Origin of the sequence: Sphingobium fontiphilum (assembly GCF_014196635.1) — a bacterium.
In the GTDB taxonomy this organism is placed as follows: Bacteria; Pseudomonadota; Alphaproteobacteria; order Sphingomonadales; family Sphingomonadaceae; genus Sphingobium; species Sphingobium fontiphilum.
The window spans coordinates 530,677-553,537 of the sequence record NZ_JACIEB010000001.1; the positions used below are offsets into that span (position 1 = coordinate 530,677).

The 22,861-nt window shown below is 66.6% G+C and carries 21 protein-coding genes; 7 read left to right on the forward strand and 14 right to left on the reverse strand.

What is annotated here, in order from left to right; translation table 11 throughout:
- Nucleotides 1–22 precede the first annotated feature (22 nt).
- Together GGR44_RS02420 and GGR44_RS02425 are read left to right on the forward strand one after the other, a co-directional pair.
- On the forward strand, nt 23–892 hold the full coding sequence (locus tag GGR44_RS02420) for an NAD(P)-dependent oxidoreductase (protein WP_183953828.1): 870 nt from the start codon (nt 23–25) through the stop codon (nt 890–892).
- On the forward strand, nt 889–2,607 hold the full coding sequence (locus GGR44_RS02425; protein ID WP_183953829.1) for an amidohydrolase: 1,719 nt from the start codon (nt 889–891) through the stop codon (nt 2,605–2,607). The genes GGR44_RS02420 and GGR44_RS02425 overlap by 4 nt, the downstream gene beginning before the upstream one ends.
- A gap of 7 nt (nt 2,608–2,614) precedes the next feature.
- Here the strand turns inward: GGR44_RS02425 and GGR44_RS02430 are convergent, their stop codons facing one another.
- The 11 genes from GGR44_RS02430 to wecB all read right to left on the reverse strand — a co-directional run bounded on the left by GGR44_RS02430 (nt 2,615) and on the right by wecB (nt 14,189).
- On the reverse strand, nt 2,615–4,309 hold the full coding sequence (locus GGR44_RS02430) for an MFS transporter (RefSeq protein ID WP_183953830.1): 1,695 nt from the start codon (nt 4,307–4,309) through the stop codon (nt 2,615–2,617).
- On the reverse strand, nt 4,306–5,061 hold the full coding sequence (locus tag GGR44_RS02435) for an FkbM family methyltransferase (protein ID WP_183953831.1): 756 nt from the start codon (nt 5,059–5,061) through the stop codon (nt 4,306–4,308). The genes GGR44_RS02430 and GGR44_RS02435 overlap by 4 nt, the downstream gene beginning before the upstream one ends.
- Nucleotides 5,058–6,197: a glycosyltransferase family 4 protein gene (locus GGR44_RS02440; protein WP_183953832.1), complete on the reverse strand. Its 1,140-nt coding sequence runs from the start codon at nt 6,195–6,197 to the stop codon at nt 5,058–5,060. The genes GGR44_RS02435 and GGR44_RS02440 overlap by 4 nt, the downstream gene beginning before the upstream one ends.
- Entirely contained in the window at nt 6,194–7,489 is a 1,296-nt protein-coding gene (locus GGR44_RS02445; RefSeq protein ID WP_183953833.1) for a hypothetical protein, read from the reverse strand. Before GGR44_RS02445 ends, GGR44_RS02440 begins: the two co-directional genes overlap by 4 nt.
- Nucleotides 7,486–8,232 carry a methyltransferase domain-containing protein gene (locus GGR44_RS02450; protein ID WP_183953834.1) on the reverse strand — a complete coding sequence of 249 codons (747 nt, stop codon included), beginning with the start codon at nt 8,230–8,232 and terminating at the stop codon, nt 7,486–7,488. Before GGR44_RS02450 ends, GGR44_RS02445 begins: the two co-directional genes overlap by 4 nt.
- Before the next feature lie 68 nt (nt 8,233–8,300).
- Nucleotides 8,301–9,428 (reverse strand): glycosyltransferase, encoded by a 1,128-nt coding sequence (locus GGR44_RS02455; protein WP_183954218.1) that lies wholly within the window; start codon nt 9,426–9,428, stop codon nt 8,301–8,303.
- 7 nt (nt 9,429–9,435) lie between these two features.
- Entirely contained in the window at nt 9,436–10,725 is a 1,290-nt protein-coding gene (locus tag GGR44_RS02460) for an exopolysaccharide biosynthesis polyprenyl glycosylphosphotransferase (RefSeq protein WP_183954219.1), read from the reverse strand.
- 162 nt (nt 10,726–10,887) lie between these two features.
- On the reverse strand, nt 10,888–12,183 hold the full coding sequence (gene wecC / locus GGR44_RS02465) for a UDP-N-acetyl-D-mannosamine dehydrogenase (RefSeq protein ID WP_183954220.1): 1,296 nt from the start codon (nt 12,181–12,183) through the stop codon (nt 10,888–10,890).
- 220 nt (nt 12,184–12,403) lie between these two features.
- On the reverse strand, nt 12,404–12,724 hold the full coding sequence (locus tag GGR44_RS02470) for a ribonuclease E inhibitor RraB (protein ID WP_183953835.1): 321 nt from the start codon (nt 12,722–12,724) through the stop codon (nt 12,404–12,406).
- Between the two features lie 90 nt (nt 12,725–12,814).
- Complete coding sequence (locus GGR44_RS02475; protein ID WP_183953836.1) at nt 12,815–12,994, reverse strand: hypothetical protein; 180 nt, start codon at nt 12,992–12,994, stop codon at nt 12,815–12,817.
- Nucleotides 12,995–13,073: 79 nt separating this feature from the next.
- A complete protein-coding gene (gene wecB, locus GGR44_RS02480; RefSeq protein WP_183953837.1) occupies nt 13,074–14,189 on the reverse strand; it encodes a non-hydrolyzing UDP-N-acetylglucosamine 2-epimerase in 1,116 nt (371 codons plus the stop codon).
- A 181-nt stretch (nt 14,190–14,370) separates the two neighbouring features.
- Between wecB and GGR44_RS02485 the strand changes: the two genes are divergently transcribed.
- A complete protein-coding gene (locus GGR44_RS02485) occupies nt 14,371–15,684 on the forward strand; it encodes a UDP-glucose dehydrogenase family protein (protein WP_183953838.1) in 1,314 nt (437 codons plus the stop codon).
- A 101-nt stretch (nt 15,685–15,785) separates the two neighbouring features.
- Here GGR44_RS02485 and GGR44_RS02490 read toward each other — a convergent pair whose 3' ends face one another.
- On the reverse strand, nt 15,786–16,634 hold the full coding sequence (locus GGR44_RS02490; protein WP_183953839.1) for an ABC transporter permease: 849 nt from the start codon (nt 16,632–16,634) through the stop codon (nt 15,786–15,788).
- Nucleotides 16,635–16,754: 120 nt separating this feature from the next.
- Between GGR44_RS02490 and GGR44_RS02495 the strand changes: the two genes are divergently transcribed.
- The gene (locus tag GGR44_RS02495; protein WP_183953840.1) at nt 16,755–17,450 is read left to right on the forward strand and encodes a GcrA family cell cycle regulator; all 696 of its coding nucleotides are present in this window, start codon (nt 16,755–16,757) and stop codon (nt 17,448–17,450) included.
- Between the two features lie 69 nt (nt 17,451–17,519).
- Here GGR44_RS02495 and GGR44_RS02500 read toward each other — a convergent pair whose 3' ends face one another.
- Nucleotides 17,520–18,362 (reverse strand): outer membrane protein, encoded by an 843-nt coding sequence (locus GGR44_RS02500; protein ID WP_183953841.1) that lies wholly within the window; start codon nt 18,360–18,362, stop codon nt 17,520–17,522.
- Nucleotides 18,363–18,518: 156 nt separating this feature from the next.
- On the opposite strand from GGR44_RS02500, the gene parE reads away from it, so the two are divergent.
- Nucleotides 18,519–20,495, forward strand: coding sequence for a DNA topoisomerase IV subunit B (gene parE / locus GGR44_RS02505; RefSeq protein ID WP_183953842.1), 1,977 nt, complete (start codon nt 18,519–18,521; stop codon nt 20,493–20,495).
- Between the two features lie 427 nt (nt 20,496–20,922).
- On the opposite strand, the gene GGR44_RS02510 is transcribed toward parE, so the two are convergent.
- The gene (locus tag GGR44_RS02510; protein WP_183953843.1) at nt 20,923–21,078 is read right to left on the reverse strand and encodes a hypothetical protein; all 156 of its coding nucleotides are present in this window, start codon (nt 21,076–21,078) and stop codon (nt 20,923–20,925) included.
- 157 nt (nt 21,079–21,235) lie between these two features.
- Between GGR44_RS02510 and GGR44_RS02515 the strand changes: the two genes are divergently transcribed.
- Nucleotides 21,236–22,579 carry a serine hydrolase gene (locus GGR44_RS02515; protein WP_183953844.1) on the forward strand — a complete coding sequence of 448 codons (1,344 nt, stop codon included), beginning with the start codon at nt 21,236–21,238 and terminating at the stop codon, nt 22,577–22,579.
- Nucleotides 22,580–22,675: 96 nt separating this feature from the next.
- Nucleotides 22,676–22,861, forward strand: coding sequence for a DUF1328 domain-containing protein (locus GGR44_RS02520; protein WP_183953845.1), 186 nt, complete (start codon nt 22,676–22,678; stop codon nt 22,859–22,861).

Sequence of the window (22,861 nt, forward strand, 5' to 3'; positions counted from 1 at the left end):
ACCTCCTATCCATGCGGGACATATGGCTAATATCGCGTTTATCGGCCTTGGCATCATGGGCGGCCCCGTCGCGGGCCATCTGGCGAAGGCTGGCCACAGCCTGACCGTCTATAACCGTTCCATCGGCAAGGCGAAGGCCTGGATCGAAACCTATGGCGGCATGGTCGCGACCAGCCCGGCCAAGGCGGCGGAGGAGGCCGACATCGTCATCAGTTGCGTCGGCACCGACGACGACCTGTCCGCCGTGACGCTGGGCCGCGACGGCGCCTTTCGCGCGATGAAGCCGGGCAGCCTGTTCATCGACCACACCACCGTGTCGGCGCGCATCGCCCGGCAATTGTTCGTGGAGGGCGAAAGTCGCGGCATCCACAGCGTCGACGCGCCGGTTTCCGGGGGTCAGGCGGGCGCGCAGAACGGCAGGCTGTCGATCATGTGCGGCGGCACGCAGCCGGCGGTGACGGCGGCAAAGATCGTCATGCAGGCCTATGCCGCGCGCATCGTCCATGTCGGCGGCGCGGGCGCGGGCCAGACGACCAAGATGGTGAACCAGATCGCCATCGCCGGCGTGCTTCAGGGCCTGTCCGAAGCGCTGCGCTTCGCCCAGGCGGCCGAGCTTGATCTCGACAAGGTGTTCGAAGCCATATCGGGCGGCGCCGCGCAAAGCTGGCAGATGGACAATCGCTGGAAGACAATGGCCGCCGACCAGTTCGATTTCGGTTTCGCCGTCGACTGGATGCGCAAGGATCTGGGCCTCGCGCTCGAAGAAGCGCGGGCCAACGGATCGACCCTGCCCGTCACCGCCATGGTCGACCAATTCTATGCCGATGTGCAGGCGCTGGGCGGCAACCGGCAGGACACCAGCGCGCTCGTCCGCCGGATCACCCGCGCATGAGGGCCGCGGTGCTGGCGGCCATCTCCGCACTCGCCCTGCCTGTCCCCGCGTTCGCCACGGGCCTCGTGGACAATGTCAACGGCATCACCGTCGGCGCCGACGGCAAGCTGCAACATTTCAACGCCATGCTCATCAGCGACGATGGCAAGGTGGAAAAGCTGGTGCAGGGCAAGGTCGAGGAGCCCGCCCCGCCCAAACGCGCGAAGAAACGGCGCAAGGGCGATCCCGAAGCGCCGCCCGCGCCGCTCTACAGCTTCCGCCTCGACGGTCTGGGCAAAACGCTGATTCCCGGCCTGATCGACGCGCATGGCCATGTCATGGGCCTTGGCCTGTCGCTCATCACGCTCGACCTGTCCGACACGACGTCGCTGGCGCAGGCGCAGGAAAAGATCCGCGCCTATGCGCGGGCCAATTCCGGCCGCAAATGGATTGTCGGCACGGGCTGGAACCAGGAAGTCTGGGGCCTTGGCCGCTTCCCCACCGCCGCCGAACTCGACGCCGCCGTGGGCGACATTCCGGTCTGGCTGGAGCGCGTCGACGGCCATGCCGGCTGGGCGAACAGCGCGGCGCTGAAGGCCGCCGGGATCACCGCCGCCAGCAAGGCGCCAGCGGGCGGCCGCATCGAAATGGCGGGCGGCCAGCCCAGCGGCATCTTCGTCGACAAGGCGATGGACCTCGTCACCCGCGTGGTTCCCCCGCCCGCGCCCAAGGATCGCGACATCGCACTGGAAAAGGCGCAACAGGCGCTGCTCGCCACCGGCATCACCGCCATCGCCGACATGGGGACCAGCATCGACGACTGGCAGGCGTTCCGCCGTTCGGCCGATCGCGGCGCGCTGCGCGTGCGGATCATGGCCTATGCGGCTGGCCTCGACAATCTCATCACCATCGGCGGGCCGGGGCCGACGCCATGGCTTTACGACGATCATCTGCGCCTCAACGGCATGAAGCTGCTGCTCGACGGCGCACTGGGGTCGCGCGGGGCCTGGCTCAAGGCCGATTATGCCGACGCGCCGGGCCAGCGCGGCCTGCCGATGATCGGCGACACCCAGCTTCGCAACCTGATGAGCCGGGCGGCGATGGACAATTTCCAGATCGCCGTCCATGCCATCGGCGACGCGGCCAATGCCGAATTGCTCGGCGCGATCGAGGAACTGGCCGAAACATACGGCGGCGACCGCCGCTGGCGCATCGAACATGCGCAGATCATCGACCCGGCCGACCTGCCCCGCCTCGCCCGCAACGGCATCATCGCCTCCATGCAGCCCGTGCATGAAGCGTCGGACTGGCGCATGGCCACCGCCCGCATGGGCGAGGCGCGGCTGAAGGGCGCCTATGCCTGGCGCTCGATGCTCGACAATCGGGTGCCGCTCGCCTTCGGCTCCGACACTCCGGTGGAAAGCCCCAACCCCTTCCCCGGCATCGCCGTCGCAATGACGCGCGAGGACGCAAAGGGCGAGCCCCTTGGCGGCTGGATGCCGCAGCAGCGGATCAGCTTCACCGAAGCGCTGGCCGCGTTCACGCGCGGCGCATCCTATGCCGGTTTTGCCGAAAAGCGGTTCGGATCATTGGAACCGGGCCAGCGCGCCGATTTCCTGCTCATCGACCGCGACATTTCCAACACCCGACCCGCCGACATTCGCGGCACGCAGGTGCTAGAAACCTGGATCGGCGGCAAGCGCGTCTATGTGAAGGGGCAGGCGGCGAAAGAGTAATTCGCCGTCAGAAAGGCCGCTTCTCGCACCCCAGCCGCGCCATGCGGTGGCGCAGCGCATCGGGGCGGCCATAGCTCCAGCGCGCCAGCGGCACGCCCAGCGGGCGGAACTCGGCCCGGTCGAACAACGCCACCGAATAATTGGCGCACAGCATCTCGACCTGCTCCATCCGCAACATGCCAAGGTTCATCACAATGGGCAGCCCCGGCTGGCCATCGTCCCCGCGCACCAGATCGGTGACGAACAGGCCGCCGCGCGGGTCGATCAGCACCACGTCATAGCCTGAATCGCGGATCATCCGGTGGCTGGCGGCATAGGGCGCGACGAAATCATGCGCCCGCATCGTCAGGAACGCCGCCATGCCCAGCGCGATCAGGCACCCCGCCCATAATGTCCGCGCCGCCCGGTCCGGCCGCAACCGCGTCCAGCCCATGGCGGCGAGCAGGCACAGCGGCCCGATAAAGCCATGGGCGTAGCGGAACCCCCAGCCATAGCCCTGCGCCAGCGACAGCCCCAGCCCCGCCATCCCGCCCAAGGCCAGCGGCAGGGCGATGTCCCGCCCCCGCAACGCCTTGCGCCAGTCGATGCCGGCGACGCCGACCACCGCCAGCGGCAACAGCAACAGATTGTTCCACGCAACAAAACGGCTGATATTCACCAGCGGCTGCCATTTGGCGGCCAGCCGGTCGAACAGGCTGCCGACCTTGTCCGCCACGCCCGCGCTCGGCCGCACATCGGTCGCCGGGCCAAGCTGGTCGATCAGGAAGGCGGGCCAGATTTTCGCCCACAGGATGACGATCGCCGCCAGCACCGCGACATGAAACGCCGCCTGCCCCCATTTGCGGCCCAGCAGCATCCACAGGATGAAGGGCGCGATGAAGATCGGCGGGAAATGCCATTGATGCAGCCCCGCCGCGACCAGCGCGACCAGCCCCGCCGCGCCATGGCTCCACCAGCGCCCGTGCAGCACCAGCGCCAGCCAGACCATGTTGAGCGCGAAATGGCCGGTCATCGCATAGGGCGTCATCGCCGTGACGAACAACTGGCTGGATGTGAACGCCATCATCAGCGCCGCCCACACCGCGCCCGGCTGAGCGGGAAACAGCCGCAGCGCCACCCGCCACAGCGCGCCCAACCCCACCGCCAGCATAACGGGAGAGGCGACATCCGGGTCGCCCAGCCGCCAGAAAATCGCCTGCACCGCGCTGTTCACCGGCAGATAGGCCGCCGTCCAGTAACGCCCCGCGCCAAAGGGCGAGAAGAACTCCGGCATGATCGCGCGGCGATACAACTGCCATTCGGGCGGGATCGGCCGCCCGATCATCCCGTCCTTCATGTAAGCGGCGGCGAAACGCGCGACTTCCTCGTCGCGCGACAGGATATAATCCTGAAAGACCAGATAATGGCCCGCCCATGCCGCCAGCGCCATCAACGCGATCAACGGCAGCACGGTGCGCGCGTTGGGCGCGGGGAACGCCAGCGCCGCGCCGCCGCGCCGCCCGATCACGAACGGCGCCGCCAGCGCCAGCGCCATCGCGCCCGCCAGCAACGCCGGAAAATCCTGCCCCAGGAACAGGATCACCGCCAGCGACAGCCCGCGCCCGAACGTCAGGTGCCACAAAAATGCGCCGCCCGCCCACAGGATGATGGCCAGCGCCCCCGCCAGCATCACCCGGCGCGGATCGACACCCCGTGCGCTCATTCGCCCGCCAGCAGCGCGCGATTGACGAAGATGCCGTCCATCTCGACCAGCCGGGGGAAATGCCCCTTGTTATTGGCGAAAAAGGCGGATGGCGCGAAATTCCGCGCCTCCAACCATTCGATCATCGCCCGATATCCGGTCCCGCCCTCATAGATCGGCCGCACGGCCAGTTCGGTCTGCACGCCCGCCATCTGCCCGATCATCGCGCCCGCGCCTTCGCAGACGGACAGGTCATGGCCCTGCGTGTCCATCTTCAGGAATGGCCGCCTGAACCCGTGCGCCGCCGCCAGTTCGGGGATCAGCGTGTCGATACGGCGGCAGGCCATGTCGACGCTGCGCGTCACCACATTGCGTTCAGCGAAGATCGCGTCCTGCCCTTGCGCGGGCTTTTCCAGCGAGCTGAACTGGTCGGCCGCCATGATGTTGAAGCTCGCCGTCCCGTCGAAATCGGACAGCGCGATATTGAACAGATGCCAGCGCGCATCCCCCGCCGCCCGCTTTGCCAGCCCGCCGAAAATCTCCGGGTTCGGCTCGAACGACAATATCGCGCCCGCAAAGCCGACATCGCGGCGCAGCATGGTGGCATATTGGCCATGGTTCGCGCCGACGTCGATCACGCAGTCGACGGCAAAGGCCGACAGGAAGCGCCGCAGCGACAGGATTTCGGGATATTGATGGACGCGGCCTGCCACCGCCAGCCGAACCGCCAGCCAGCGTTGCGCCAGTTCCCGCGCATAACGATTGTCGCTCATCGGCCCAATATGCTCCGATACACCGTCATCGTCTTCAGGGCCGTGTCCTTCCAGTTGCTCAGGGCCTCGCCATATAGCCGCGCGCTCGCCCCGACCGCCAGCCTGATCGCGGGGCTTTCGATCATGGGCAGCATCGCCTCCGCCAGCGCGGGCGCATTGCCCGCCGGCACGCGCGCCGCCACCCCCTCTGGCAGGGCGGCGAACATGCCCGCGTCCGACGTCACCATCGCCTTGCCATAATGGAGCGCCGACAGGAACGCCCCGCTCGAATCGATATGGCGATAGGGGAAGGCGAGCAGGTCGGCCTTGCGGATATGGGCGTCCAGCCGCTGCTCGCGCAGGAACCCGAAATCGGTCAGCAGATTATGGCCGAACCCCGCCGCCTCGACGCTGGCGATGATGGGCGCGACATCCATGAACGGCTTGCCCGCCAGCATCAGTTCGAACCGGTGCCCCCGCCGCCACAGGTCGATGCAGGCCGCGACCAGCAGATCGACGCCCTTATAGGGGCGCATAGTGCCGAAAAAGAGCAGCCGGGGCGCCAGCGGATCGGGCGCCGCCTCCATGTCCGCCGCCGCCGCCCGCGCCAGCCGCATCGGCGGGTGCGGCACGACATGCAGCCGCGCCTCGTCCACGCCCCGCGCCAGCAGCGCCTCGCGCGTCGTGTCGCCATGGACGATCAGCGCGTCGAACCGGTCGAGCAACGCCGCATAGCCCCGCCCCTGCACCCCGGCATCGGCATGATAGGCGTCGGCATTGTGGACCGTATGGACCAGCCGCGTGCGCCCCGACAGGCGGCGCAGCAAATGCTTGTCGGCCGGGGCCAGCGGCAGCCACTGAAAATGGGCGACATCCGCGTCCGCCATGCCGCGCAGCGATCCGGCGAGGCAGGTCGCGCCATATTCCGCCGCCTTGGCGATGCGAAAGGCCGCCCCCTCGCCCAGCAACCCGCGCGCCCGTTCCGACCAGCGGAAAAAGCGCGGGCGATAGCGATAGCCCTGCGGCTCTATCGCATCGGTCGCGCGCATCGGGCGACCCAGCAGCGTCACCGCCGCCCCCTGCGCCGCCAGCGCCGCGCACAGGCTGTCGTCATAGCGCCCGGTGAACAGCGACGGGTCGACCATCGCCACCTTCATCGCGCAACGCTCCGCACCAGCGCGCGCAGCGAGACCGCATGGATGGCCGCCGCGATCAGCAGCGCGAGCGCGTAAAAGGCCAGGAATGCGTCGTCAAAGCGCCCGCCGACCATCGCCGCCAGCGGCACCGCCAGCAACGAGCCCGCCAGGAATGGCAACGACCGGACCAGCAAATGCCCGAACCGCCCCAGCGCCGATTGCAGATAGACGGAGACGCACATCACCGCCAGCGCAGCGAGGCCGACGACGATCAGCGCGATCTCGCCCATGCCGATCGCCGCCTTGCCGTCGAACAGTTCGAAAAACAGCCATGGCCCAAAAAGGAACAGGCCCGCGCCAGCCCCCGCCGCCATCACCCCCGCGCCGGCCAGCGCCCGCGCGACGATCTGGCGAAACCGCAAGGCATCCCCCGCCTGATAGGCCCGCGTCGCGCGGGGCAAGGCCGCCTCCACCAATGCCCGCACCGTCATCGACAGCGCCCGCGACATCTTGAAGAAAAAATCGAACAGCAACAGCGGCCGGGCGGCGTCGCTCGCCAAGGTGATGAGGAAATAGGGGCCGTTATAGGCGATGATTTCCGACAGGGTGAAGGCCGCCGACAACGCAATGTCGCGCAGATAGCGGTCGCGCACATGGCCGCCGCCGACATGCCACGCCATCCAGTGCCGCCCGCTCATCGCCAGCCGCCGGTGCAATATCGCCAGCGCCAGCGCCAGCGCGATCAGCGCCACCGCGATCTGCAACGCCACCGACAATGTGATGTCCAGCCCGCCCAGCGCCGCCATCAGCAGGCTGATCGTCGCCATCCGCCGCGCGCAGTCGATCCCCTCCCACGCCAGATTGGCGTCCACCGCCGCCATCGCCCGCTTGGCGAGCAGGCCCGGCAGGTTGAGGCAGGCCGACAGGAAAAAAAGCCCAAAGAGCAGCGGCATCCCCGTCGTCAGCCATCCGCCCGCCAGCGCCATCCCCACGGCCAGGCCGCCCAGCACAATCAACGCCAGCAGCATCAGCATCAGCACGCCCAGCTCTTCCGGCCGGAAATCATCGTCCGCACCCTTCAGCCAGTGCCGCCGCAGCCGCGCATAAAGGATGCTGGTCAGCCCGAACTCGGCCGACACGGTGAAATTGCCGAACGCGACCAGCAACAGGAAGGCGCGAAATTCGTCGAGCGGCAACACCCGCACGAACACATAGGTGACGGCAAAGCCCCAGATCAGCACCAGCGCGACATTGGCCAGCTTCACGCCCGCCAATATGCGCGCCGATCCCTCCATCCGGGCCAGCAGGCTCATGCGCCGATGGGCCGCCGCGCGCGATAGACGCGCTCGTCCAGCGCATGATGGTGGCGCATCACCGGCTCCACCCCGCCCGCATCCAGTTCCTCCAGCTCAAATCCCGCCGCGCGAATGCGGTCGGCGAAATCGGGGCCATATTGGCGGACATGGTCCCACTGGCCAAAGCGCCGCTCACGCTCGCGCGGGGGCATGGCGTAGCTGCCATCCTCGGTCGGCTTCGCCCATAGCGGCACGATCAGCCATGCCTCGCCGCCCGGTTTCAGCGCGCGCCGGATATTGCGCAGCACGGCCATGTCGTCGGGCACATGCTCCATCACATGGCTGGCGTAGAACAGGTCGAACCGCGCCTCGTCGGCCAGCGCCATCAGGTCGACCTTCGCCATGCCGGGCACGCTGTAACGCGCCGGGTCGAGGTCAGCGGGCGCATAGTCGCCCGCAGCGGCGGCGAAACGGCGCACCAGGCTCGCTTCATTGGGGGCCATGTGCAATATCGCCCCGCCCTGCGGCACGACCAGCCGGCCGCTGTCGATCAGGTGGTTCATCAACCGCTCGCGCGGCGACGCGCCGCATTTGGGGCAACCCCATTCCGCATTGTCGCCATAGCGGAAAAAGCCGACGACATCGGCGCCACAGGCCGGGCAGGCGCGCGTCGCCTTCGCGCCCAGCGCCGCCCGCAGTTTGAGGCCGGTTCGCGACACATGCTTGCCGACGGCCTTGGCCGCCCGCTGAAAGGTAATCACGCGCTTCTCCCGCACCGCAGGTCCAAAGCGCGGCCTATACTATAAGCGCCGCGCATTGCGAGGGGGGATCAACGCGACTTGGCCGGGTTCCACACGGCGAACGTATTGCCGCGCATCGCCCGCGCCACGCCTTGCAGGGTGGCGACATAGGCGATCACGATGTCGACGATCGCCGCCAGCGGCCCGCGCCGCATCAGGACTCCGGCCAGCACCGCCCCGCCGCCAGCCGCCAGCAAGGCTAGCGCCAGCCAGGGCGCAATCCGCCAGGCCAGCGCCATCGCCGCCAGCCCGCCGCTCAACAGGAACAGCGCGCCGAACCAGCGCACCATCTTGCGCGAGGCGTATTTGAACCGGTCGAGCGCCCCCATGCGCCGCAATTGCGGGCGCAAATGGCCATGGGTGTGCCATGCGCGCGCGGCGATCCGCACTTTGCGCCGATATTCGTCGCCCCGCGCCGCCACCAGCCTCTCGCGCGCGATCACGTCCTTGGCCTTCACCAGCCGCCTGCCGGCAAAGACCACCGCCATCGACACGGTCAAATCGTCCAGCACCGTGTCGGGGAAATCGGGATAAAGGTCGCGCCGGATGGAAAAGATGGAACCGTCCGCCCCCAGAACATTGCCGGTGCGCGATTCCTCGTCCTTCAGCATTTCCTCGATCCGCCAGTAAAGCGAACCCACCGCCGCCGTCGCGCTTTCGCCATCGCCCAGATAATGGAGCGACCCCAGCACGCCGCCGACCGCCGGGTCGGCATAGCGGGCGAGCAGCCGCTCCACCGCCTCGCCATCCAGCAGCACATTGGCGTCGGTGAAGATCAGCACGTCGCCCCGCGCCCGCGCCGCCAGTTGCTTCATGCCATGCGCCTTGCCGCTGCGCCCCGGCCCGCGCACCAGGCTGACCAGATCGCCGCGCGCCATGATCTGCGCGGCGGTGTCGTCGCTCGACCCGTCGTCGAACGCCCATATCTCCAGACCGGGATAGCGCCCCTTCAGCATCGCCAAATTGTCGAGCTTCTCGGGCATCGCCGCGCCTTCATTATAGGCGCAGAACAGCAGCGAGGCGGTGGGCGTCGGCCCCGCGACCGGATGCTCGCCCTTCGTCGGCAGCGCGCGCAGGATCAGCGGATAGAGCAGAAACGGCCACGCCAGCCCGATCAACGAACCCAGCAGGATCAGGCTAAGTATGATGTCCGCCATCATCCGCTCAATAGGCCTTGTCGTGCACCAGCACGCGCAACGTCGCCAGGATGATGCGAATGTCGCGCAGGATCGACCAGTGGGTCACATATTCCAGGTCCGACTGGAGCCGGTCGATCAGGTCCTGATGATCGTCGGTCGCGCCGCGATGCCCGCGCACCTGCGCCAGCCCCGTCATCCCCGGCTTGATGCAATGCCGCTCCCAATACCGCGCATCGACCTCCCAATAGAGGCTTTCCCCCGCCCGCGCGGCGGCGGCGTGGGGGCGCGGGCCGACAATGCTCATGTCCCCGCGCAGCACGTTCAGCAATTGCGGCAGTTCATCGATGCTGGTCCTGCGCAGGAACGCGCCGACCGCGGTCACCCGGTCATCGTCGCGGCGGGTGAGTTTATCGGCCTTCACATCGCTGCGGTCGGCGCGCATCGACCGGAACTTGTAGATCTGGAACGGGCGGGCGTCGCGGCCCAGACGCGGCTGGCGGAACAGCACAGGGCCGGGGCTGGTCAGCTTCACCGCCAGCGCGGCGGCGATCAGCACCGGCGACAAGGCCAGCGTGGCGGCGCCGGCAAACACCACGTCGAACAATCGCTTGATGATGCGGTCGCGGAAATGCAGCGGCCCGCCTGCCACGACAATGGTCGGCTGCCGCTCGAACTCGTCCACCCGCGCCGGGGCGAAGCGCAGCAATTCGGGCACGATGATCTCGCCCCGCGCCGACAATGACTTGAGCGCCACCGACCAGTCGTCCATCCGCTCGAGCGGACAGGCGACGACCACCCGCTCCGCCATGCCGACGGCTGCGGCCAGCCGCGCCGCCATGTCGGCGTCATGGCCATAAGGGCGCAGCCCCGCCTGCTCGGCATGGATCAGATCGACATGCGGCCCGACGCTGATGTCCACGCCGTCCAGGATCACGGCGGTCAGATGCGGCACCTCGCCCAGCACCCGCACCGCCAGCCGCGCGACCACCAGCCGGACGACCGCGATGCCCCCCGCCGACAGCAGGAAACCGACCGCAAAGGTCAGACGCGACAGCCGCTCGGCGATCTTGCCGAAATAGACGATCAGCAGCATCAGCAACGCCGCCTGAATGAGCGCCCACAAAGCCCGCCGCACGCCCGCGCGCACATTGTCCAGCGTGCTGATGCCATAAGCGCCGCCCTGCACCGCCAGCAGCGCATAGAGCGGCGCGAGCATCGCGAACATGATGACGCCATGGGGCTTGCCCGGCTCGCCCGCAAAATCGCCCAGAACCGCCAGGTTGGCGGCGGTGAAAGCCGCCAGCAGCACCGCCATGTCGCCCAGCAGGCACAGCAGATACAGCCGCAGCCGCACGATTTCCTTGGACACTGTCACGACGCGCTATCTTTATGGGGAACCCGGCCCCCGCGTTGGCACCGCGCGCGGGCGCTGGCAAGGGGATTTAGCGTTCCGCCCCGCCGGGAGCAGCAGGCGGTTTCAACCCGCCGCGCGGCTGGGCGCCAGCATCGGCGCGGGCGCGGGCTGGTCGGGCCAGATGCCGCGCGTATCGTAAACCAGCTTGTCGCCGCGCTCGTCGAGCGGCACCGATTTGAACATGTCATGGTCGACCAGAATGACGAACACGCCACAGCTTTCGAGCGCGCTGTCGAGGTCGATCAGTTCCGCGCCGGTGCCCGCAAATTCCATCGGCAGCGCGGAGGCATAGGGTTCGACCAGCTTGATCCGGCGGCCATAGCGGCGGGCGAGCCGCGCGGCGACCTTCACCGCCGGGCTTTCACGGAAATCGTCGATATTCGCCTTGAAGGCGAGGCCCAGGCAGGCAATGTCCTGCCCGGCATATTCGTCGATCAGGTCGGACGCCTTCGCCACCACATAATCGGTCTTGCCGTCGTTCACCTCGCGCGCGGTGCGAATGAGGCGGCTGTTCTGCGGGTCGCCATGGACGATGAACCACGGGTCGACGGCGATGCAATGGCCGCCAACGCCGGGGCCGGGCGACAATATGTTGACGCGCGGGTGGCGATTGGCCAGCCGGATCACCTCCCACACGTCGATGCCCATATTCTCGGCGATCACCGACAATTCATTGGCAAAGGCGATGTTGACGTCGCGGAAGCTGTTTTCGACCAGCTTCACCATCTCGGCCGCGCGGGCGGTCGTTGTAATGCACTGGCCGCGCACGAACTGGCGGTAAAAGCCCAGCGCCTTGCGCGCACAGCGGGGCGTGATGCCGCCGATGCAGCGATCATTGTCGATCAGCTCGACAAGGATGCGGCCGGGCAGCACGCGCTCCGGGCAATAGGCGATGGCGATGTCGCCCTGAACGCCCCTGGCGGGCATTTTCAGGTCCGGGCGCAACTGCGCGAACAGGTCGCGCATCGCCTCCGTCGTGCCCACGGGCGAGGTGGATTCGAGGATCACCGTGTCCCCCGCCTTCAGCACCGGGGCGACCGTGCGCGCGGCGTTCAGCACATAGGAAATGTCGGGCGCGCGATCCTCCGCCACCGGCGTCGGCACCGCGATGATGAAGACGTCGCTCTCCTCGACGGTCAGGCTGGCGCGCAGATTGCCGCGCGCGACCACGCCCTGCACCAGCCCGTCGAGATCGACCTCCTCGATATGGACGCGGCCTTCATTCACCGTCTCGACGACATGGGCGGAAACATCCACCCCCACCACCTTCGCCCCGCCCCGCGCGATCAGCGCGGCGGTCGGCAGGCCGATATAGCCCAGACCGATGACGGAAACCTTCTGATGCGTGTCGACGGGCATGGATTGGTCCTGATATTGCCGATGTTTTCGGCCCTTTTCCTGCCCGGAAAAGCTGAAGATTTCGGTAACGCTGGCGAGCTGGGCCGTCATCCCTGCGAAGGCAGCGATCGCACTTCTCTTTGTTGCGTCAGAAGCGAGATGCCAGCCTTCGCTGGCATGACGGAGATGGGTGGGAAGCGGAATGTCCGCTGTTGAGTAGCTTTCAGTAGAAAGCTGCCTATTAGACCCGAAAGAATCCCCAACCGTCCGCCCGCCCTTCGTATGCTTGGGCGAGAGTATCGAAGCGTTCCTCCCATGATGTGACGTTAGCGGCTGAAGGCTCGATTTCTACCGTAACCGTGACATCCCATGGGCATTCAACTCGATCGGTCTCAATCACGTCGATCTTGAACCCATCCCTTTCACACTGGGCGGCAAAATCTTTTGCGGATGCCTGATTGGGGAAAATATGCGAGAAATCGACTGGGCGCGAGGCGCCAAGGTCACGGCCATCCCGTTGCATCCCTGCAAGGATTTCGGCATTTTCTTCGAGCAGTGACATAGGCACCTCTAATGGACGGCCCTATGTGGAGGAATGCCTGTTTGGGCAAGCGAACTACTCGCACCAACGGCGACACGTCGCCGAACTTGATCAGTCTGCTTTCTTAGCCACTTTATCGGCATCGCGCCTTTGCATCTCAGCGATTTTTAGCCGCCCTTTTTCAACCCACTCCATCGCGTCGTGATCACCCTCAGCGAACATGGCATCAACCTCGCTTTTGGACTGATTGCCTGAGATGCTCTTGAGAGTTTGATGCTTGCTTCTGCTCATTGCGGCTGATCGTGCCATAGCGGGAGCATGGCCGCAATCAGTATGCTCTTGAGCCGTCTGGGACGGCAATTTTTGGTCGTCAGCAGCCTGCCGCCGCCACCTCCGCAATCCGCTCCGCCGCCTTCCCATCGCCGAACGGATTATGCGCCCGCGCCATCGCGCCATAGGCGTCTTCGTCGTCCAGCAGCGCCAGCACCTCGCGCACGATGGTCGCGCGGTCCGTCCCGACCAGCTTGGCCGTGCCCGCCGCCACGCCTTCGGGCCGCTCGGTCGTCTCGCGCATCACCAGCACCGGCTTGCCCAGCGACGGCGCTTCCTCCTGCACCCCGCCGCTGTCGGTCAGCACCAGATGGCACATGTCCAGCAGCCGCACGAAATGCGGATAATCCAGCGGTTCGATCATCGCGACATTGTCATGTCCCGCCAGCGCCGCATCCATGACCGAACGGACATTGGGGTTGGGATGGACGGGGAAGATCACCGCCACATCGGGCCGCGCCGCTATGTCGGCCACGGCGCGGGCGATATTTTCCATGCCGCCGCCGAAATTCTCGCGCCGATGGCTCGTCACCGCCACGATCCGCTTGCCCGCAAAGCGCGCCGCCAATCCATCCAGCCCGCTCGCCAGCGCCGGATTCGCCACCACCCGGTCGCGCGTCGCCAGCAGCGCGTCGATCACCGTATTGCCGGTGATATGGATGCTGGCGGCGGCGCGGCTTTCGGCCAGCAGCGCATCGGCCGCCGCCTGTGTCGGCGCGAAATTCATGTCGGCGATGCAGGCGACCACGCGCCGGTTCACCTCCTCGGGCCAGGGGTGATGAATGTCGCCGCTGCGCAGCCCCGCCTCGACATGGCCGACCGGAATCTTGCGATAATAGGCGGCCAGGCTCGCCACCATCGTCGTCAGCGTGTCGCCATGCACCAAAATGCGGTCGGGCTTTTCCGCGTCGAACGCATGGCCCAGTTCGACGATCAGCTTCGCCGTCAGCCCGTCCAGCGTCTGGTTGGGCGTCATCACGTCCAGGTCGATGTCGGGCGCGATACCCGCCATGTCGAGCACCTGATCCAGCAGGCCGCGATGCTGCGCCGTCACGATGACGCGCGTTTCCACCCCCGGCCGCGCGCGCAGGGCATGGACCACCGGAAACATCTTGATCGCTTCGGGCCGCGTCCCGAACACCAGTGCAACCTTCATCGCCTTCCTTCGCGCATCGCCCGTCTCGCGCCCTTCCCTGCCAGACAAATGTAACCATCGGCTGAACGCATCACCGCCACGAAAAGATGAGCGGCGCGAAGCGCACATGGTTTTGCAATGTCTGGCCCCTATGCTAGGGGGCTTTCAACCCCATCATCCTGCCAGGGACGTCAAATATCATATGAAGATCACGATGATCGGCACCGGTTATGTCGGCCTGGTGTCGGGAGCCTGTTTCGCGGATTTCGGCCATGACGTGGTCTGCGTCGACAAGGACGCGGGCAAGATCGCGGCCATCGAATCCGGCCGGATGCCCATTTACGAACCCGGCCTCGACCAGTTGGTCGGGTCCAACGCGGCCGCCGGGCGGCTGACCTTCACCACCGATGTCGCCGCCGGGGTGAAGGGCGCGGACGCCATCTTCATCGCCGTCGGCACGCCATCGCGCCGGGGCGACGGCCATGCCGACCTGTCCTATGTCTACGCCGCCGCGCGCGAGATTGTGGAGGCGCTGGACGCGCCCGCCGTCATCGTCACCAAATCGACCGTGCCCGTGGGCACCGGCGACGAAGTGGAGCGGATCGCGCGTGAACTGCGCCCCGACCTTGACATTCAGGTCGTGTCCAACCCCGAATTTCTGCGCGAGGGCGCGGCCATCGGCGACTTCAAGCGGCCCGACCGCGTCGTCGTCGGCACCACGGGCAGCGAACGGGCGATCGCGGTGATGAGCCAGATCTATCGCCCGCTCAGCCTCAACCAGGCGCCGTTGATGTTCACCGGACGGCGCACCGCCGAACTCATCAAATATGCCGCCAACGCCTTCCTCGCGACCAAGATCACCTTCATCAACGAAATGGCCGACCTGTGCGAAGCGGTCGGCGCGCAGGTGCAGGATGTCGCGCGCGGCATCGGCCTTGATAACCGCATCGGCAGCAAATTCCTGCACGCCGGGCCCGGCTATGGCGGCTCCTGCTTCCCCAAGGACACGCTGGCCCTCGTCAAGACGGGCCAGGATTATGACACGCCCGTCCGCATCGTCGAAACCGTGGTGCAGGTGAACGACCTGCGCAAGCGCGCCATGGGCCGCAAGATCGTGAAGGCGCTGGGCGGCGACGCGCGGGGCAGGACGGTCGCGCTGCTCGGCCTCACCTTCAAGCCCAATACCGACGATATGCGCGACGCGCCCAGCATCGCCATCGTCCAGGCGCTGGAGGACGCCGGCGCAAAGGTCGTCGCCTATGATCCCGAAGGTATGGCGGTGGCCGCGCCGATGATGCCCGGCGTGACGATGGTCGGCGACGCCTATGAGGCGGCGCAGGGCGCCGACGCGCTCGTGCTGGTGACCGAATGGGATATTTTCCGCGCGCTTGACCTTAAACGCCTTGCCGCGTCGATGGCGCAGAAGGTGCTGGTCGACCTGCGCAACATCTACCCCGCCGCCGAAGCGGCCGAGGCCGGCTTTGCGCTGACCCGCGTGGGCAGCCAGGTCGCATGACCGGCACCCCCCGCCTGCGCCACTGGCTGCTGGCGGGGGCGCTTGTCATCGGAGCGATGCTGGTCGTGCCGGTTGTCGCGGGGCTGGTCTGACAGGGCGCTTTACGCCTTGATCTTCCATCCCCGGCGCAGCAACGCATAACAGACCACCGCCAGCGCGATATTGAGCGCCAGCAGCACGATGCTGCCCGCCAGCACGTCGCCATCGGTCGCCGACACAAAGCCATAGCGAAAGCCGCTGATCGCGTAGAAGAAGGGGTTGGCGTGGCTGATCGCCCGGAACAGCGGCGACAGGCTGTCGATCGAATAAAATGTGCCAGACAGCAGCGTCATCGGCCCGATCACGAAATTGTTGATCGCGGCGGCATGGTCGAACTTGTCGGCCCAGATCGACGTCAGCACGCCGATCAACGCGGTCAGCGCCGCGCCCATCAGCCCGAACCACAATATCGCCCACAGATGCGCGGGCGCCACATGCACGCCGGGCCACAGCGCCATGGCGATCCAAAGCGCTCCGCCCACCATGAACGCGCGGGTGATCGCGGCCGCCACCAGCGAAAACAGCAGCTCGCCGGTGGACAGCGGCGGCATCAGATAATCGACCAGCGTCCCCTGCATCTTGCCCGCCAGCAGGGAAAAACTGCTGTTGGCGAAGCTGTTGTTCATCATGCCCATGATCATCAGGCCCGGCGCGATGAAGTCGGGAAAGGGCACGCCCAGCACCGTTCGCCCCGCGCCGCCCAGCGCCAGCGTGAAGATGATGAGGAACATCAGCGTCGTGACGGCGGGCGCCCACACCGTCTGCAACTGCACCTTCATGAAACGGCGCACTTCCTTCAGGTAGAGCGCGCGCGCGCCCGGCCAGTTGACCGACCGGATCACCGGGACGCCCGGTTCGGGAAAGGGGTGCGGATTCGCCGCGCGCGCGGCATTTTGGGGCTGGTCGTTCATGTCTGGATCGACTATCGGCTGCGGGCTGAGGCTGCAAGGGCCTGCGTTCGGCATATTTGCATCGCGCCCGCCCGCTTCCCATATGGGGGGCCAGTCACCCGATTGTTAGGAGTTTAGCTTTTGTCCTGGACCGACGAGCGCATCGAACAGCTCAAGGGCATGTGGGAAAAGGGCCTGACGGCCAGCCAGATTGCCGAGGAACTGGGCGGCGTCAGCCGCAACGCCGTGATCGGCAAGGCGCACCGCCTGGGTCTGCAATCGCGCCCGTCGCCGGTGAAGGCCGCCGACGCCCCGCGCAAGGCCGCGGCCGCCCCGCGCAAGCCCGCGCCCGAACCGGCCGCGCCCGCCGCCCCCGTCGCCGCGCAGCCTGCGCCGCAACCGACGGCGGCGCCGCAACCCGCTCCGGTCGCCGCACCGGCCGCGCCCGTCGCTGCCGAGCCTGCGCCGGCACAGCCCGCTGCTGATGTCGAACCGCCCCGTCCGCGCATCGTTTCGGTCGGCCCCGGCGGCTTCCTGCGTCAGGGCCCCGGCGATCAGCAGGCGCCGATTCCGCCCGCCCCGCCCCGCCGTCTGGTGCCCGCCAAGCCCAGCCCGGAAATCGCGGGCAAGACCAGCCTGCTCGACCTGACGGAACGGATCTGCAAATGGCCGATGGGCCATCCGGGCGAACCGGATTTCCATTTCTGCGGCGAACCGGTGAACCCCGGCTTCCCCTATTGCGTCGAACATTGCGGCCGCGCCTATCAGGCGCAATTGCCGCGCGGCACCCGCCGCCCGCCCCCGCCGCTGCCCTTTGGCGGCCCGCGCGTCCGCTGATCCGCACAAACATGAGAAAGGGCCGGTTTTCCCCGTGAAAACCGGCCCTTTCTCCTTCGGACTCCCGGCCTAGAAGCGGAAGCTGGTCGTCACCATCACGCTCTGCGTATCGAACTTGTCGCCCCGGTTCATGCTGGTGCCGCCCGACGGCGTAATCAGGAAGGGGTTGGTCGCCGGCGCGGTGCCGGGGCCGACATCGACGCGATAATCGCCGACATTATAGCGCGTCCACAGGTAACGCGCGCCGATCGAGAAATTGTCGGACACCTTGGCCTCGACGCCGCCGCCCATGGTCCAGCCCCATCCATCTTCCTTGCGGTTGACCTCCGTAAAGCTGTTCGCGCCATTGCTCGTCGTGAAACCATTCTTCACCTTGGCATAGGCAAGGCCGCCGGTGATGTAGGGCATGATCCCGCCCGGCGTGGTATAGCCCAGCCGCGCGCGCAGATTGCCGTTCCAGTCGATGCTGCGGCGCATGGTGTAAAAGGCCGGGGTGGTGGAAAATTCCGTCACCTTGTCGTCGACATAGGCCCTGCCCGCTTCCGCCACGACGCCCACCACGATGCTGCCGAACTGCCTGTCGTAACCGACATGCCCCATCCAGCCGATGGCGTCCTTGTCGTCCTTGCAACCCGAAGCGGGCGTGCGGCCCAGCGCCCCGCCGCCGCAGGTGCCGGGCGAAAAGGCGTTGGCGCCGCTGGTCGTCGTCACGACATCGTGGAAATCGCCGTCGCCATCGGTGTCGAAGCGGATATGTTCCTGGCCATCGCCCTTCTGGAAATTATAGCCAAAGGAACCGCCGACATAGGGGCCGGTCCAGTCCACCGGAGCGCCGCCATCCTGCGCCATGGCGGGGGCCGCCAGGACAAACGCCAGGGTGGCGCCAAGCGGCGCGATCAAGTTGCTCTTCATCGGGAAATCTCCTCACCTGGGGGCCTTGCCCCATTGCGCCGGTCATAACGTCGCCCGCCACCGCTTTGTTTCATTCGCCATTGTAACATTTCATTGCTGCGCCGCCCGTGTCGCAACGCTTGCGCCCGCCGCGCGCCTGCCTATAGCTTCATGGCCATGTCCGACGACCTCTTCGACAGCGCCTCCACCCCCTCCACCGGCTATGACGCCTCCGCCATCGAGGTGCTCGAAGGGCTGGAGCCGGTGCGCCGCCGCCCCGGCATGTATATCGGCGGCACCGACGAACGCGCCTTCCACCATCTCGCCGCCGAAGTGCTCGACAATTGCATGGACGAAGCCGTCGCGGGCCATGCCAGCCGGATCGAAGTGACGCTGGAGCCGGGCAACCGCCTGACCATCACCGACAATGGCCGGGGCATCCCGGTCGATCCGCATCCCAAATTCCCCGGCAAATCGGCGCTGGAGGTGATCCTCACCACCCTCCATTCGGGCGGCAAGTTCGAGGGCAAGGCTTACGCCACCTCCGGCGGCCTGCATGGCGTCGGCATTTCGGTGGTCAACGCCCTGTCCTCCGAAACCGTGGTGGAGGTCGCCCGCAACAAGGAACTGTTCCGTCAGACCTTCTCGAAGGGCCTGCCGCAGAGCGACCTCATCAAGGTCGGCGGCGCCCCCAACCGCCGGGGCACGTCGGTCGCCTTCGTCCCCGACACCCAGATTTTCGGCGAACAAAAATTCAAGCCCGCCCGCCTCTATCGCCTCGCCCGGTCAAAGGCCTATCTGTTCGCGGGCGTCGAGATACGCTGGAAATGCGCGCCCGAACTCATTTCGGACGACACGCCCGCCGAAGCCGTGTTCCAGTTTCCCGGCGGCCTGGCCGATCATCTCCAGGAACAACTGGGCGACCGCGAATGCGCCACCACCCAATTCTTCTCGGGGCGACAGGATTTTCCCGGCGAAGCGGGTCGCGTCGAATGGGCCGTCGCCTGGCCGCTCTGGTCGGACGGCAGCTATAGCTGGTATTGCAACACCATCCCCACCCCCGATGGCGGCACCCATGAAGCGGGCCTGCGCACCGCACTGGTCAAGGGCATCCGCGCCTTTGCCGACCTCATCGGGCAAAAGAAGGCGAAGGACATCACCGCTGACGACGTGATGACCTCATCGGAAATCATGTTGTCGGTCTTCGTCCGCGATCCCCAGTTCCAGAGCCAGACCAAGGATCGGCTGACCAGCCCGGAGGCCGCCCGGCTGGTCGAAAACGCCGTCCGCGACCATTTCGACCATTTCCTCTCCGACAATATGGACCGGGGCAAGGCGCTGCTCGCCTATGTGCTCGACCGCATGGACGAGCGCCTCAAGCGCAAGCAGGAGAAGGAGGTCAAGCGCAAGACCGCGACCAGCGCGCGCAAGCTGCGCCTGCCCGGCAAGCTGACCGACTGTTCCACCGACGATCCCGAAGGCACCGAAATCTTCCTCGTTGAAGGGGATTCGGCCGGCGGCTCGGCCAAACAGGCGCGCGACCGCAAGACGCAGGCGATCCTGCCCCTGCGCGGCAAGATTTTGAACGTGGCGTCGGCCAATGCGGCGAAGATCCTCGCCAATCAGGAAATCGCCGACATGATCCTGGCGCTGGGCTGCGGCACGCGCAAGGATTGCAACCCCGACAATCTGCGGTATCAGCGCATCGTCATCATGACCGACGCCGATGTCGACGGCGCCCATATCGCCACCCTGCTGATGACCTTCTTCTTTCAGGAAATGCCCGAACTGGTGCGGCGCGGCCATCTCTACCTCGCCCAGCCGCCGCTCTACCGCCTCGTCGCCGGGGGCAAGAGCCTCTATGCCATGGACGACGCCCATCGCGAAGAGATCATGCGCAAGGAGTTCAAGGGCAAGAAGGTGGACGTCAGCCGCTTCAAGGGTCTGGGCGAAATGAACCCGATGCAGCTGCGCGAAACCACCATGGACCCCAAGACCCGCAGCCTCATCCGCATCACCCTGCCCCCCGACATAGAGGACCGGCAGGCCGTGCGCGATCTCGTCGACCGCCTCATGGGCAACAACCCCGCCCACCGCTTCGCCTTCATCCAGGAAAACGCCGCAGCGGTGGACGAAGAAGCCATCGACGCCTGACGCGCGCGAGGCGCAGGCCGCGCCCACAAAGCTCGTCACCCCAGCGAAGGTCGACGCGAGGCGAGTGACTCTCGTCGAGGTCTTGGGCGGCGTGGACAAAACTGGCGGTCTGCAAACGACCAGAACCGGTCGATCACCAGCGCAACGGCCAACCCCGGAACCGACATCTCTCAATCGTCATCCCGGACTTGATCCGGGATGACGGCGCGACGCGACCAAAATAAGTCATTCCTTCTCCCTTGGGGGGAGAAGGATATGGAGCCTTACCGCGCAGCGGTTAGGCGGAGTTGGATGAGGGGGATTGGCGCAACGATAGCCTGTCGCCCCCCTCACCCAGCTACGACCAGGCAGCAAGCCGCCAAGTCTCCGCAGCCCTCTCCCCGAGGAGAGAGGGGTAAATTGGCGGCAGTTCCCCAACCATCGCACTCTATCCTGCGGTCAGAAGAAGGGCGACCAGAAGCGCAAGCAGAACCAATGGGCCTAGGAAGACGACAGCGGCAGCGATCAACCCATAACGTCGATATGCTGCAACGATGACGCCGGTCCAAATCCAATCGACCGCAATTTCGACGATCCATCCCATCGGGAAAGGGTATTGGCAAAGCAGACATTCCGCAATCCGATGGCTTGAGTTCAAAAGCCGCCATTACGCAAACCTCCCACCCCAGCACGAAATTTACCCGCATCGCCCAACCCGACAAATACTTGCCGGGCCAGTCGGATGCTGAAACAAGTTCGGCATGACGAAGGAGGAATGGACGTTGAAACAGCTTCGGAGCCATCGCGGACGCCGCATCGCCGCCGCCCTCTGGCCCCTCCTCCTGCTCCTCCTCGCCGTCCTCCTGCCCCATCCCGCCGAAGCGCAACCCGCGCCCGATTACCCCGCCCGCGCCGCCCAACTGGTCGAACGCCTGCGCGCGCCCGGCGGGGAGGAGGATTTCTTCTCCCCCGTCTTCCTCAACGCCGTGCCGGTCGCGCAGTGGCGGGCGCTCACCGAAGGCTGGCGCAAGGATCATGGGCCGCTCACGGCATTGGGCGCGGTCACGCCCGATGGCCCGACCAGCGGGTCGGTGGAGGTCCGCTATGCCCGCGCGACGCTGGGTTTTCAGCTTGTCCTCGCGCCCGCCGCGCCGCACCGGGTCATCGGTCTGCGCCTGACCGGCGTCAAACAGGCGGGCGACACGCTGGCCAAGGTCGCGGCCGATCTTGCCGCCCTGCCCGGAAATGTCGCCTTCGCCGCCGCCCGGCTGGGCGATGGCGCGCCGACCGTCATCCTCGCTCGCGACGCTGAGCGCCCCATGGCCGTCGCCTCCTCCTTCAAACTCTATGTGCTGGCCGAACTCGCCCGCGCGACCGCCGCCGGAGAACGGCGCTGGAGCGACATCGCCCCGCTCGCCCACAGGAGCTTTTCCGGCCGCCTCAGCCGCTATCCCGACAATGCCCCGATGACGCTCCACAGCCTCGCCGCCGCGATGATCGCGGAAAGCGACAATGGCGCCAGCGACACGCTGATGCTGGCGCTGGGGCGAGGCAAGGTCGACGCGATGCTCGCCCTCACCGGCCACGCCGCGCCCGACCGCGCCCTGCCGCTGCTCACCACCACCGAAGCCTTCGCGCTGAAAATGCCAGCCCATCGCGACCTGCGCGACCGCTGGGCCAGCGCCGACGCCAGCCAGCGCGCCGCATTGCTGGCCGAATCCGCCGGGCGCTTCTCCGCCAGCAGCATCGACGTCGGACAGGTCGCCGAAAAGCCCGTCGCCATCGACAGCATCGAATGGTTCGCCGCGCCCATGGACATGGTCCGCCTGCTCGACTGGCTGCGCGCCCATGGCGACGACGCGCTGCCGATCATGGCGATCAACCCCGCTATCGGCCCCGCCGACGCCGCGCGCTGGGCATGGCTGGGCTACAAGGGCGGATCGGAACCCGGCGTCATCGCCATGAATTTCCTCGGCCAACGGCGCGACGGCCAGTGGGTCGCGTTGACGGCCAGTTGGAACAACCCTGCCGCGCTGGTCGACGAAGCCGCCTTTCACGCGCTCATGGTGCGCGCGCTCACCCTCCTGTCCAATACGGCGCTTTGAACGGCGGCGGGCCTGCCCCTCAAGGGAAGCGGAACTTCGGACTGGTTTCGCGGGTTTATCATCGCATCATCCCTTCCAGGATAAAGGCCCCCTCCCATGCTGAAACTCGCCCTGCTCTCCCTCGTCATTGCCGCCGTTCTCGCCCTTTTGGGCTTTGGCGGCGCGGCCGGCGCCTTTGTCGGCATCGCCAAGATATTGTTCTTTATCGCCATCGCCGTGTTCGTGCTGTTCCTCGTGCTCGGCATCCTCGCTGGCAAGGGTGTGAAAAACGCTCTAGACTGA